The sequence below is a fragment of the Vibrio sp. 10N.247.311.12 genome, from assembly GCF_041467515.1.
Lineage (GTDB): Bacteria > Pseudomonadota > Gammaproteobacteria > Enterobacterales > Vibrionaceae > Vibrio > Vibrio crassostreae_C.
This window is the reverse complement of the sequence record NZ_JBFSUV010000064.1, coordinates 1-14,188: the sequence shown is the minus strand read 5'-3', so window position 1 is coordinate 14,188 and position 14,188 is coordinate 1. Positions and strand designations below refer to the sequence as shown.

Genomic DNA, 14,188 nt, shown 5'->3' with positions numbered 1-14,188 from the left:
CTTTTTATATTCAAAATAAAGGCACTCAGCTTATACTCCGGATTACGGCTAATTGTTGGCCGGTAAATTTAGGAAATCCAAGCCACATGAAAATTCTGCTTTTAGTAGGGTTAATTGTTTTAAATGGTCTGTTTGCCATGTCTGAGATTGCATTGGTAGCAGCAAAAAATAGTCGGCTGAAACGCTTAGCCGAAAAACACCGCTCCGCTCAGGTTGCTCTTGATCTCAAAGAAAATCCAACCCGCTTCCTCTCTACAATCCAAATCGGTATCACGGTAATCGGCCTACTCAGCGGGATTGTGGGTGAGGCGACGCTATCGGCTCCACTAGCCGTTCAACTTGAACTGTGGGGACTAGACCCAACACAAGCGAACATCTTGTCTACTGCGGTTGTGGTGGTAGGTATTACTTATTTCGCTATCGTTGTCGGTGAGTTGGTACCAAAGCGTTTTGCTCAGTCTCAAGCTGAAAACATTGCTGTGTTAGTCGCGCTGCCAATCTTCTGGTTATCTAAAATCGCGACGCCGTTTGTGTTTGCGTTGTCGGCTTCAACGGAAGGTATTCTTAAGTTGATGGGCCGAGGCGGTGAAGAAGATATCCATGCACTTGTGAAAGAGGGCTCAGAATCGGGTGTGATTGAACGCGGCGAACAAGAGATGATTCGTAATATCTTGCAGCTTGATGATCGTCTTGTGAGCTCATTGATGACTCCGCGTCGAGACATCGACTTTCTGGATGTCGACCAACCCGTTGAGCAGATATTAAAGAAACTGCGTTCATCAAAACACAGTGTGTTTCCATTGTGCCAAGATCACCTCAATAAAGTGGTGGGTACAGTGTCAGCCAAAGCCTTGCTGAATCAGGCGGGCAATCTAAGCATTCAAGTGATCATGGGGCTGTCTCGCTCGCCGATCTATGTTCCAGAATCGATGAAAGCTCTGCGTCTACTTGGCTACTTTAAAGAGTCGGGCACCGAGATGGCATTCATTGTCGACGAGTATGGCGATGTTCAAGGTCTTGTGACTCATTACGATATTCTTGAGGCGATTGCTGGCGAGCTATCGAATAATCCGAACGATCTTTGGACCGAGCAAGTGGAAGACGGTTTGTTGGTGGATGGATTGATTCCTATCAGTGAACTGAAGAACCGTTTAGAGCTATCGGATTTTGAGGGCGAAAGCGAGAGCTTCCAAACGTTGAATGGCCTTGTGACTTGGTTAATAGGGCGCTTACCGGATGCAGGCGAAGTTGTTCAATACCAGCAGTGGCAGTTTGAAATTATCTCTGTTGAGAATAACCGTATTGTGAGCATCAAAGCGACGCCAATAGCCGGTGACACAGAAGACGCTAATAGCTAACAGTTCGACCAACCAGCAAGCGGCAATGGTTCATTGTCTGTTGTTGTCTATTACCTCTTTATTGTTCATTATCTCTAAGATTAGGTATGCTTCACCGCATACCTATTTTCGTTTTTATCCTTTGTTTCTGGAGTTCCCTTTGTCAGACCATCAATTCACCCCTCAAGATGAAATCTTCATGCGACGTGCCATCGAGGTGGCTACGCAAGCAGAGAGCGAGGGAGAGGTTCCTGTTGGTGCAGTATTAGTAAAAGATGGGGAGATTATCTCTGAAGGATGGAACCGTTCGATTGGCAGCCACGATGCTACGGCACACGCAGAAATTGAAACCTTGCGTAAAGCCGGTCAAGCCTTAGAAAACTATCGGCTACTCGATACCACTTTATACGTTACGCTAGAGCCTTGCCCAATGTGCGCAGGTGCCTTGCTACACAGCCGAGTAAAGCGCATTGTGTTTGGTGCTCCAGACTTAAAAGCAGGCGCTGCAGGTACAGTGTTGAATTTGTTTGAAAGTCAGGCCTCATACCACTATGCCGACGTTGAACATGGTTTGTTAGAGGAAGAGTGCCGTGAGCAATTACAAGCGTTTTTCAAGCGTCGTAGAAAAGAGATAAAAGAGAAGCGAAAGCAAGAACGTCTGTTGGAAGAGCAGCGTTTAGAAGCAGAGATGAAGGCTGGCAATAAGAAATAGCAGCGTACTTTCGGCACTCTCTATCGCAAGAGTGCCAAGCAAACTGACTGAGTAACTACATTTACTCAGCAATCATCTGCATGAAAGCGCGATTGCGCCAAATGATCTTCTTCTTATTATTTGAAAGCATACGCTTACGACGGTTTGCAGCAACGGTCTTATCAAGGCGTTTCGATTTCAGTTTCTTCATCATTTCAATGATTTCCTATTTGTCGTCTGACTTTTTAGTTTGGACTAACGATTTAATTATAGTGTTATTCGTTTGTTTGGCCTGTCGCACGCTTGGCTTAAATAGAAGAGCAGTTCTAGTCTAAAGCCAGCATTGCAGTGCAACAGAGCATAATCTTGATTGTGGTGTGCCGTTATAAGGTTCGATTGTTACTGCAATATGACACTCTAGATCTCATCATCATTTTCTTGCCTGCTTCCCTTATCCCTTAATGACGAAAGAAGAGTCGAAAAAAGACAATAAAAAAGAGCAATGCTAGATGGCATTGCTCTTTTGGGTTTTACTGTGAAGGCTCAGAACTGCTTACTGTCGACTGAGCTGCGCTGATACTCGATTCAGCACCTGAGGTTTCTAAAGGTGGGATCACCACCAAACCTTCAAGGGTCGCTTCTTGTTCTTTATTGCGCTTATTTACATGGCCAATAATGCTTTGGTAATAACGGCGAATGTTTTCAACGTAGTTTCTCGCTTCATCACCACGCGCATACCCATATCGAGTTTGGCTGTAGTACTTCTTCTGTCTTAACAGAGGCAATCTGTCTTTCACATCGCCCCAAGCATCAGGATCTCCTCCTTGTGCCTTCGTTAGGCGACGCGCGTCCATCATGTGCCCGTAACCGACATTGTATGAAGCAAGTGCAAACCAGATCTTTTCGTGTTGAGTGATTGAATCTGGTACTCGGTTCACGATACGACGCAGGTACTCAACACCGCCTTGTACCGACTGGTTCGGGTCGAGACGGTTGGTTACCCCAACACTCTTCGCGGTGGGCAGTGTCAACATCATCATGCCACGAACACCCGTTGGTGAGCGCGCAACAGGGTTCCAGTGTGATTCTTGGTAGGCCAAAGCGGCAATCAAGCGCCAATCAAATTCTTGAGAGTACCTTTGAAATAGCGGCGACCATTTTGGCAACTTGCTGTCCAGTGCGCGGATAAAGGCACGAGTATCAACGTAGTCAAAAGTGCCGATGTGGCCGATGTATTTCTCTTCTAGTGAAGCCAGTTCACCAGACTGTTTTAGGTTACCGAAGAACTCAATCAGCAAAGCATACAGGCTTTCATCTTCCGATCTATTTAGGTACCAAGAGATAGGTTGGTCTTCTGTCAGCTCAAATGCCAAGGCAACATCTGGGTACAAACGTTGCGCCAGTGATAGCTCGATAGAGTCGGCCACTGTGAATAAACGTTCGCCTGTTGATACTTCTTTGAGCAGGTCGTTGATATCAGCATTGCCGACCGCATCATAGATAAAGTCATCGTGTGTTTTCTGCAGCTGCTTTAGTGTTGGCTCAAAGTGTGAGTCTTTCACCACAACCAAAGATGGCGTTAATGTGTCAGTAGACGCCGCCTCTTCTGATTCAGTTTGTGCTTTAACAAAGTCAACCTGACGCTCATTCTCGAAATTGATCAGTTGTTCAAGGTTTCTCGGTCGCCACTGGCCTTTTTTGTATACGACCTGTTGGCTTACGTAGTAATAAGCAGGTGCGGCGCGATAAGCTCGTGTCAGTTTGTTGTTTTGCGTTAAGCCGGTCGCGATAAGATCGATTTCGCCTTTCTGCAGTGCAGGGAACAAGCCAGACAAACGGTAAGCGGGTTTAACCTCAAGCTTTACACCAAGCTCCTGCGCAAATTCACGAGCTAATTCGTAATCCAAGCCAGCAGGACCATCAGGACCGATGTAATAAGAGAGTTGGTTATTTAGGGTGCCGACACGAAGAACGCCACGATCTCGTATCTGCTCAAGGACACTTTTAGGTTCAGATTCAATCTGGCATCCAGCCAACCCAAATAGGGCGATGGCGAGCAGAAGGAACTTAGACGAAAAGATGAGCGTAAATTTAGGCATCAAAATGAAATCTCGAAAAGTGGAAGCTCCTTTATACCAAACCCCGCAAGGCTGGCAAAGCAGGTTTAATTAAACAGTTGTAAAAGTGGTGATAAATGCAGCAAAAGTACCATTTACGCAGAAAGATAAAAAAAATCACGCAAACGGTTGCTTTTGGTGTTACGTCACAAAAAGAAATGCTTTATAATGCGCTCGCATTGAAGAGGTGGGATCGGCATAGGTTTTTAAACCTTCGGGAATAGCTTCGAAGAAAACAGTTAGGTTTTTCCTTTAACCCACTGAATTTATTCCAATACTACCTTAATCAACTGCATAAGAGACGTAAGCACATGAGAATTTTGCGTGGCTCCCCAGCTCTATCTGAGTTTCGTGTTAACAAGCTTTTAGAGCTTTGTCGTGAATTAAGCTTACCTGTAACAGGTATTTACGCTGAGTTTGCCCACTTTGCTGATCTAACGGCAGACCTAGATGAGTCTGAAGTTGAGAAGCTAGAAAAGCTACTGACTTACGGTCCAACGATTGAAGAGCATGAACCTGAAGGTTTACTGCTGCTTGCAACGCCACGCCCAGGCACTATCTCGCCTTGGTCTTCAAAATCAACAGATATCGCACACAACTGCGGACTGGCTAAAGTGTCACGTCTAGAGCGCGGTACTGCTTTCTACATTGAAACCTCTGCTGAACTTTCTGAACTTCAACTTGTTGAGCTGAAAGCAATCCTGCACGACCGTATGATGGAAGTGGTTTTCACTGACTTCGAATCAGCGGCGGCACTATTTACCGTTGCTGAGCCTGCTCCTTATGCGGAAGTTGACCTATTAACTGGCGGACGTAAAGCGCTTGAAAAAGCAAACGTTACCCTAGGTCTTGCACTTGCAGAAGATGAGATTGATTACCTTCTTGAAAGCTTCACTGAGAAGCTAGGTCGTAACCCGACGGACATCGAGCTAATGATGTTTGCACAAGCGAACTCAGAGCACTGTCGTCATAAGATCTTTAACGCTGATTGGACTATCGATGGCGTTAAGCAAGAAAAATCATTGTTCAAGATGATTAAGAACACCTTTGAAACGACACCAGAACATGTTCTGTCTGCTTATAAAGATAACGCAGCGGTAATGACAGGTTCTGAAGTTGGTCGTTTCTTCCCAGATCCAGAAACTCGCCAGTACAGCTACCACCAAGAAAAAACACACATCTTGATGAAAGTTGAAACGCACAACCACCCAACGGCAATCTCACCGTGGCCAGGTGCATCGACAGGTTCAGGCGGTGAAATCCGTGATGAAGGCGCAACCGGTATTGGTGGTAAGCCAAAAGCGGGTCTTGTTGCTTTCTCTGTATCTAACCTTAAGATCCCGAACTTCGTTCAACCTTGGGAAACTGACTTTGGCAAGCCAAGCCGTATCGTGACTGCTTTGGATATCATGCTTGAAGGTCCTCTTGGTGGTGCGGCATTCAACAACGAATTTGGTCGTCCAAACCTACTTGGTTACTTCCGTACTTACGAAGAGAAAGTAAACTCTCACGCAGGTGAAGAAGTGCGTGGTTACCACAAACCAATCATGCTAGCTGGTGGTCTTGGCAACATCCGTGATGAGCACGTTCAGAAGAAAGAGATCCCAGTAGGTGCAAGCCTAATCGTTCTTGGTGGTCCTGCGATGAACATCGGCCTTGGTGGCGGTGCGGCATCTTCAATGGATTCTGGTTCTTCTTCTGAAGATCTTGATTTCGCTTCTGTACAACGTGAAAACCCAGAAATGGAGCGTCGTTGTCAGGAAGTTATCGACCGTTGTTGGCAGTTAGGTGATGCGAACCCAATCACATTCATCCACGATGTGGGCGCGGGCGGTATCTCGAACGCACTTCCTGAGCTAGTAGACGATGGCGAGCGTGGCGGTATCTTTAACCTACGTGACGTACCAAACGATGAGCCGGGCATGAGCCCACTTGAGATCTGGTGTAACGAATCTCAAGAGCGTTATGTAATGGCGGTTGCTGATAAAGACATGGCAACGTTCGACGCGATTTGTAAGCGTGAACGTGCACCGTACGCAGTGGTTGGTAAAGCAACTGAAGAACGTGATCTGAAATTAGAAGATTCACACTTCGACAACACGCCAATCGACATGCCAATGGACATCCTATTAGGTAAAACACCTAAGATGCACCGTGACGCGAAAACGCTAAAAGCTAACAACCCTGCGATTGACCGTTCTGGCATCGAGATGAACGAAGCGGTTGACCGTGTTCTTCGCTTGCCAACAGTCGCTGAGAAAACATTCCTTATCACCATCGGTGACCGCTCGGTAACAGGCCTTGTAGCTCGTGACCAAATGGTTGGTCCATGGCAGGTTCCTGTTGCTAACTGCGCAGTAACAGCGGCAAGCTACGACTCTTACCACGGTGAGGCTATGTCTCTTGGTGAGCGTACGCCAGTGGCACTTCTAGACTTCGGCGCATCGGCTCGTCTAGCGGTTGGTGAAGCAATTACTAACATCGCAGCGACCAACATCGGCGATATCAAACACATTAAACTGTCGGCTAACTGGATGTCTCCAGCAGGTCACCCAGGTGAAGATGCAGGTCTTTACGAAGCGGTTAAAGCGGTTGGTGAAGAACTATGTCCAGCTCTGGGTCTAACTATCCCAGTGGGTAAAGACTCAATGTCGATGAAGACTAAGTGGGAAGAGAATGGCGAGCAGAAAGAAGTAACGTCTCCGCTATCTCTTGTTATCACCGCGTTTGCACGTGTTGAAGATGTTCGTAAGACGATTACTCCTCAGCTTCGCACCCCTGATAACCTTGAAGGACTAGGTAATACAAGCCTAGTTCTTATCGACCTAGGTAACGGCAAAAACCGTATGGGTGCAACAGCACTTGCACAGGTTTACAAGCAGCTTGGTGACAAGCCAGCAGACGTAGACAACGCAGCGCAACTAAAAGGTTTCTACGAAGGCGTTCAAGCACTTGTAGCGAACGACCAAGTTGTCGCTTACCACGATAAAGGCGATGGTGGTCTATTCGTAACGCTAGCAGAAATGGCATTCGCAGGTCACTGTGGTGTTAATGCAAACATTGAAGCGTTAGGTGAAGACACGCTAGCAGCACTGTTCAACGAAGAGCTAGGTGCAGTAATCCAAGTCCGTAACGACGACCTAGACGCAGTACTTTCTACTCTTGCAGCTAACGGTCTAGAAGCATGTTCTCATGTGATTGGCAGCGTTGTTGGTGAAGGGGAAGCATCAGATGAACTAGTGATTAAGTCTGGCGAGTCTGTAGTGATTGAACGTAACCGTACTGAACTACGTACTATCTGGGCTGAGACAACGCACAAGATGCAAGGTCTGCGTGATAACCCAGTATGTGCTGACCAAGAACATGAAGCGAAGAAAGACAACTCGGACCCAGGTCTGAACGTGAAACTGAGCTTTGACGTAAACGAAGACATCGCAGCACCGTTCATCAACACAGGTGCTAAGCCTAAGATGGCGATTCTACGTGAGCAGGGTGTTAACTCTCACGTTGAAATGGCAGCAGCATTCGACCGTGCAGGCTTCGAAGCAACTGATATTCACATGAGCGACATCCTAACAGGTCAAGCGGTACTAGAAGAATACAACGGCCTTGTGGCATGTGGTGGCTTCTCTTACGGTGATGTACTAGGTGCTGGTGAAGGTTGGGCGAAGTCGGTTTTGTTTAATGACTCTACTCGTGACCAGTTTGAAAACTTCTTCAAGCGTGAAGATACCTTCTCTCTAGGTGTGTGTAACGGTTGTCAGATGCTGTCGAATCTACGTGAACTTATCCCAGGTGCGGAGTACTGGCCACGTTTCGTTCGCAACGAATCTGAGCGCTTTGAAGCACGTTTCAGCCTAGTAGAAGTTCAGAAGTCAGATTCTGTATTCTTCAACGGCATGGAAGGTTCTCGTATGCCAATCGCTGTTTCTCACGGTGAAGGCCGCGTAGAAGTACGTGATAACGACCACCTAAACGCGATTGAAAACTCAGGTACGGTTGCTCTACGTTACGTTGATAACAACGGTAACCAAACGCAGCAATACCCGAATAACCCGAATGGTTCGCCAAACGCTATCACAGGTTTAACAACGACTGACGGCCGCGTGACAATTATGATGCCTCACCCAGAGCGTGTATTCCGTACGGTTGCAAACTCTTGGTCTCCGGAAGGTTGGGGCGAGAATGGCGCTTGGATGCGTATGTTCCAAAACGCACGTAAGAACGTGGGTTAATTGAAAACGATTTAAACAGTGTTATCGGGACAATAACCACAAGCGCAGATCGAAAGGTCTGCGCTTTTTTTGGTGGTGAGTGTGGTGTAGGGATCACCGTATAGTGGATGTGTGTATAACAAACTTTTGGACAGAAATGAGTTTTGGAAAATCAAACATTAGCAAATGACTAATAACTTCAGGTATGACAAATAACTAAACCTGATAGAAAAACTGCCACCAAAGAGCAAAAGACAAGACCTGACCCTATTGTTTTTTGTACGCAAAAAAACAGCAGTCAGTGATAGGGTTTAATCGCCAAATAAATTCTACGCAAACTACCATTTTCATGCCGGGCTAAATGACATGGTTCAGCATGCACTCCCAAGGGCCTCAAAGGGAAGATTGAGCACCTTCTGCCCATTTGGTCAGCTTTAAATCGTCCAAAATAAGCAGCACGCAAGGCACAACAATTGACGCTAGTAACGTAGCCGAGACTAAGCCAAACGCAATACTGGCAATTAACGGGATCAGAAATTGCGCTTGCGTACTGGTTTCGGTTAACAGTGGAAGCAATCCTGCAAATGTGGTTAACGAGGTGATAAATATCGCTCTAAATCGGTCACGTACCGCCTCTCGACAAGCGTCTATCAAGCGCTCGCCTTGGGCGATATTCTTCTTAATAAAATTGACCAACAGAATGTTATCGTTAACGACGATACCCGCTAAGGTAGCAAAGCCAACCAAGCTTGGAATAGTCAAATCGAACCCCATGCCCAAGTGCCCCCATACCACACCAATCCAGCCCATAGGGATTGCCAGCAGCACAGCAATCGGTTGAGTGTAGCTTTGTAACAGGAACACTAAAATAAGATAAATCCCCACCACGCCAAGAGCAAAGAAGGTCGCCAGCGAGGAGCCCGTATCTGAGCTTTCTTTATCCTGACCTTGCGAGGTGAAGGTGATGTCTGGGAATTTGTGTTGAGTTTGCGAGACAAATTCGCTATTGAACTGCAGCATGATTTCACGCGCATTGGCAACCCGCGTATCGATATTGCCTTGCACAACCACAGTGTTCATCCCATTAATGCGGTGAATTCGCGAGAAGGCTTGTTTTCTGTCAAACGTCGCAACACTTGATAATGGAACTAGGGTTCCATTGCCTGCCGTCACCATCAAGTTATTCAACTCATACAGGCTAGCTTGGTGCGTAAACTCATCCAGTCTCACACTAATATCCACCAGCTCGCCTTGTTGGAAAACCGTCAGATCAGTACTGCCTTTTACCGCGCTGCGCAGCGTTTGAGCAATGTTGGAAGCATTAACTCCCATCACGCCAGCTTCATCTTTAAGGTTAACGTGAAATTCGGTTCTGCCCTCACGCAGATCGGTGGAGAGGTTATAGACACCGTCAAATCCCTTCAACCATTTCACCAGCGAGCGGCTGACTTGATTGAGCTCTTGTAACGACTCACCCTGAACCCGAATATCAATGCCATTGCCAGCAATGCCCCGTTCTTTATCGGTAAACTTGAGTGAAACCACATCCGCCGTAGGGCCTACTTTTTGTTTCCAATCTTGGATCAGATCTTTAATGCTCTGCTGCCTAAATTGCGCTGGCAATAGATCGGCACTGACGGTTGCCATATGCGGCCCCGACTCATTAGCATCAGCATTTGAGTTGAACATGATCGTGGTGCTCGCGACCAAAGGTTTTGAGCTTGGGTATTTCTCTGCGTATTCTTGGTTGAGTTCATCAAGCGCGTTTGAAACCTTCTCCACCACCGCCTCTGTCTGGCTCAGTAAACTGCCTTGAGGGAGCAAGATACGCGCCTGCAGCACATCACTTTCCAAGGCAGGCATGGCTTTGAATTTCAGCCAACCTGACGAAATGGAAGCGGTTGAAATCATCACCACCATCACCAATATCCCTACTGAAAGATAAGGTGCATTCATCGCCTTGACACTCACTGGCACAAAGAATCTGTCTCTGATGTTTTCAAAACCGGCAATGAACTTGTCCCGTATAGGATTAGAGCGAGATTCAGTATGGCTATGTGCCAAATGAGACGGCAAGATCAAGAAAGCTTCTATCAGACTAACAAGCAAGGTAATCAATAACACGATGGGAATATAGCGTAGTACTTCGCCCATCTTGCCTGTGAGAAACATCAGCGGCCCTATCACCATGATGGTGGTAGCAAACGATGCAATCACACCTGGGAAGACTTGTTTGGTACCTTCAACTGCAGCGTCAAACGCGGGTAGCCCTTGTTGCCTCTTGGCAGCGATGTTTTCTGCAATGATCAACGAGTCGTCCATTAGCAGACCAATCGCGACAATCAGCCCGACCAGCGTCATCATATTCAGGGTATAACCGAGAAGTTGTATCGCAAAAATGGCGCCAAGGAATGAAACCGGCAGCCCCATGGTGACCCAAAAGCTAAAGCGAATATTAAAAAACGCCCACAACATCAAAAATGCCAGTGCTAATCCCTGTGCGCCATTGCTGGTGAGGATTCTCAGACGCTCAATAATATTGGTGCTGGAATCTTGGGTGATGGTTAAAGCGACGCCTTCAGGGGCTCTCGCCTGTTCTTTTTCAACGATGCTGACGATCGCATCTTTGACCGTTAAGGTATCTTGAAATTGCGTTTTGGACACCTGAAGCAAAGCGGCACGCTGACCATTGAACAGGATTTGATTTTCATCGCTAGTGAACTTCTGCTGAATAACGGCAACATCACCGAGGCGAACCTGAGTCCCCGTCTCACTGGATTTAATCACGATATTTTCGAAGTCTCTGACGTTGCTGCCTAAGTGGTCGAAGCGGACGCTGATCTCTTCCAAGTCATTACTAAATACGCCAGCAGGAGTGCTGATACTTTGCTGTTGTACTAGATTGGACAAGTCGGACACACTCAGGCCGTACTGCTGCAACTTCCACTGCGATACGTGAATTTCTATTTCTTGATCCGCAAAACCGCTCACGGTCACCTGAGCGATCAATGGGCTCTCTTTTAACTTGTGCTTAATTTGTTGGGCATAGAGATATAAGTCCCTATCTGACATATTGCCGGTAATCGCGACACTGGCCACCGTTGCCACTCGGTCCAGTTTCGACACCGTGATCTGCTCAACTCGATCCGGAAAATCACTGATGGCGTTAACCTGCTGTTGAATATCGCTGGTTAAAGTGTCAATGTCTTCATCATCGCCGATTTCCACATTGGCGATGACCAAACTCTCTCGGGCATCACAGCTTAACTCTTTAATTCCACTCAGCTTATCGAGAGAATCTTCCAACGGGTAACACACTTCTTCCATCATCTCAAAAGGTGACGCGCCCGGATAAAAGATCCGAACCTCAATATTTTTGGTCGGCGTCAACGGAAAAGTGTCTTTCTGCAGTTTGGGCAAGGCAAAAGCCCCTAACAGCAGTACCGCCATCATCAGGACATTGGCGCCAGTGGTGTGCCGAGCAAAAAAAGCGATCATAATTTGCCCTCTTTCTGAATCGCGTTTAGGGCTTTAAATCCGCTCTGCGTATCCAACCAAAGGCCGATTTTCTCATCCGGTTGCGGTTGTAAAGCCATCCCCTCAACGGCGGGTGAAAGTTTACTTAGCACAACCACATCACCGAATTCCACGCCAGATTTGATCACCGCAACCTGCCCTTGGACGAAATCTATCCTGACAGGTTTGCTTTTCAGTTTACCTTCAGAGACAGTGTAAACTTTACCATCATGGATGGCGTTTATCGGTAGCAAGACTTGTTGCTCCATCATTGGTGCTTTAATCGTGACTTTAACGAAAGTCCCACGAATAAGTGGTGGCTTCTCCCCGGGAATGGCTTGCTGATAGGGCTGATTTACTTGTGCAACCAGGCTTTGGCTTTGAGTCTGAGCATCGATTTCACCGCCGGAGCGGCTGATCTCGGCAGGCCAAGTAATTACTTTATAGCCTGCTTGGAGCTCGACTGTCGCGCTCAAGTTGCTATGAACATCTTCGTCAAGCGAGTCAAAGCGATTGGAATTTCTTAGCGGACGCATTTTACCAAGCGGAAACTGCGCGCGAACCTCAACGGCATCGATGTCATCCGCTTTGAGCAGCAATTCCCCCTTGTTGACATACTCGGCGAGTCCAACCAAGGTTTCGACAATGCGAATATCAAATGGGGCTTTAATTACGGTTTGTTCGAGATCTCGGTTTGCAAGTGCTAGTTCCGTTTGCAAAACCTTTTGCTGCGCTTGATTAATTGCCAGTTGGTTTTTCTGTGTCTGGAGCTGTTGCTGGCTGCTGAGCAAGTCTTTGGTCGCGCGGTCTTTCTCTGTTTTGGAGATATGCCCGGTTTCACTCAATTTGATTGAGCGGGCATATTCTGACTGTTGTACCTCAAACTCTTTCTCTGCAATCTTGAGCGAATCGATAATGGTCTGATTCGTTAGCATTAGCACTTCAAGCTCAGCTTGCAAACGGGCAATAGTAAGTTGATAAGCGGTGGGGTCAATTCTAAGGAGTTCGCTGTCTTTGCGGATAATAGCGCCCGTTTTGTATTGCTCAGAAACCCACACAACCGCGCCGTCAAGTTCAGACTGTGCCTGCCAGTCTTGAACAGACTCGGTATGTCCATATCCGATGGCAGAAGGTTGGATATTTCGCGGCTCGACTTTCAACACCCGAACCACCTTTTTAGCAGCCGTATTACTCGCATTAGGCGGTTCAGCCTTCATCCCTGGTGCGATCACCAATAACGCGATGCCCAACAAAACAGGAGGAACAAACAGAGCCCTTTGTAACCAGCTATACCTAGTCATAGCGATTCCCTTACTATATATTAGCTTTTCCTTAAGCAAAAGGTAGCACACCAACATAAGCGGATTTGCTTCCTTGATCTCAAAATAAGTCAGGCCTCACAAATGGAGGCCTGATTGAATTGAGCTACTGATTGTTTTTGCCTTTGCCCATGGTATTTTTGGGGTTCACCATGCCTTGATGAGCATTAAACTCTTGTTGAGAGATAGCGCGATCCGCGTTGCTATCTAACGAAGCAAAACTGTGGCTTTGATTGATATTTTTCAACGTACGTCCCTCTTCTGCTCGCTGGGCAATACGTTCTGAGCGTGCTTGATTGAACTCGGCTTCGGTTATCTTGCCATCACCATCGAGATCAAACTGTGAAAATACTGGGCGTGACATATTGTTATTCATGCCTTTATTCATTCCACCAGCCATTGCTCCGAAGGCAATAACGATGCCGAGTAACGCGATTATCGTGCTTTTGATTTTCATGACGTTTTCCTTCTCTTTGTTTCACTACTTAAGAATATACTAATGTAAGTAAGATAACGTCATGTGATGTAAAGGTATGTAAAGATGGCTAAGTAGATATCGATTTATGTTCTTATCGGTTTGTAAGCGCAGCGCAACAGAAATTATGAAACTTCTGCCGCTAGTACTCTGGTAAGAGTACAGGCATAGCTATGTCCAAATGGTTTTCAAATTATCCCAAACTTTCAGCCACCGAAACCGAAACCGAAAAGCCAATGATATAAAATCCCTAGTTTCGAAAAATATGGCGATTTTTAGACATTCAGAGTGTTTTCGAACTTTTGCCCAGCAGTTTGCCTTGCAAATATCCAACAGACAAGGGATTACTTTTAGTAGGGTAAATACATGTTAACATTCTGTTAACTCTGACTGGTAATGGGGCAATAATGATTCCCAGAACATACAAAAAAGCCGCTGGATTGAACCCCAGCGGCTTATTATTTTCTAGCATCTAGCATCTAGCATCTAGCATCTAGCATCTAGCATCTAGCATCTAGC

The 14,188-nt window shown here is 46.6% G+C and carries 7 protein-coding genes and 1 pseudogene; 3 read left to right on the top strand and 5 right to left on the bottom strand.

Annotated features, from left to right (window positions below; all coding sequences use genetic code 11):
* The first annotated feature begins 86 nt into the window (after nt 1–86).
* Complete coding sequence (locus tag AB6E30_RS21005; RefSeq protein ID WP_372105113.1) at nt 87–1,358, top strand: hemolysin family protein; 1,272 nt, start codon at nt 87–89, stop codon at nt 1,356–1,358.
* Nucleotides 1,359–1,444: 86 nt separating this feature from the next.
* Nucleotides 1,445–2,049: pseudogene (gene tadA / locus AB6E30_RS21000) on the top strand (tRNA adenosine(34) deaminase TadA).
* A gap of 61 nt (nt 2,050–2,110) precedes the next feature.
* Here tadA and AB6E30_RS20995 read toward each other — a convergent pair.
* Nucleotides 2,111–2,242: a hypothetical protein gene (locus tag AB6E30_RS20995; protein WP_017059878.1), complete on the bottom strand. Its 132-nt coding sequence runs from the start codon at nt 2,240–2,242 to the stop codon at nt 2,111–2,113.
* Between the two features lie 316 nt (nt 2,243–2,558).
* A complete protein-coding gene (gene mltF / locus AB6E30_RS20990; protein ID WP_102394075.1) occupies nt 2,559–4,127 on the bottom strand; it encodes a membrane-bound lytic murein transglycosylase MltF in 1,569 nt (522 codons plus the stop codon).
* A 329-nt stretch (nt 4,128–4,456) separates the two neighbouring features.
* Here mltF and purL point away from each other — a divergent pair, with 329 nt between their 5' ends.
* Entirely contained in the window at nt 4,457–8,380 is a 3,924-nt protein-coding gene (gene purL / locus AB6E30_RS20985; protein ID WP_372105111.1) for a phosphoribosylformylglycinamidine synthase, read from the top strand.
* A gap of 372 nt (nt 8,381–8,752) precedes the next feature.
* Here purL and AB6E30_RS20980 read toward each other — a convergent pair whose 3' ends face one another.
* The 3 genes from AB6E30_RS20980 to AB6E30_RS20970 all read right to left on the bottom strand — a co-directional run bounded on the left by AB6E30_RS20980 (nt 8,753) and on the right by AB6E30_RS20970 (nt 13,651).
* Nucleotides 8,753–11,857 carry an efflux RND transporter permease subunit gene (locus AB6E30_RS20980; protein ID WP_372105109.1) on the bottom strand — a complete coding sequence of 1,035 codons (3,105 nt, stop codon included), beginning with the start codon at nt 11,855–11,857 and terminating at the stop codon, nt 8,753–8,755.
* Entirely contained in the window at nt 11,854–13,176 is a 1,323-nt protein-coding gene (locus AB6E30_RS20975) for an efflux RND transporter periplasmic adaptor subunit (RefSeq protein WP_372105107.1), read from the bottom strand. Before AB6E30_RS20975 ends, AB6E30_RS20980 begins: the two co-directional genes overlap by 4 nt.
* Nucleotides 13,177–13,300: 124 nt before the next feature.
* Nucleotides 13,301–13,651, bottom strand: a complete 351-nt coding sequence (locus AB6E30_RS20970; protein WP_017059884.1) for an EF-hand domain-containing protein — start codon at nt 13,649–13,651, stop codon at nt 13,301–13,303.
* Nucleotides 13,652–14,188 lie beyond the last annotated feature (537 nt).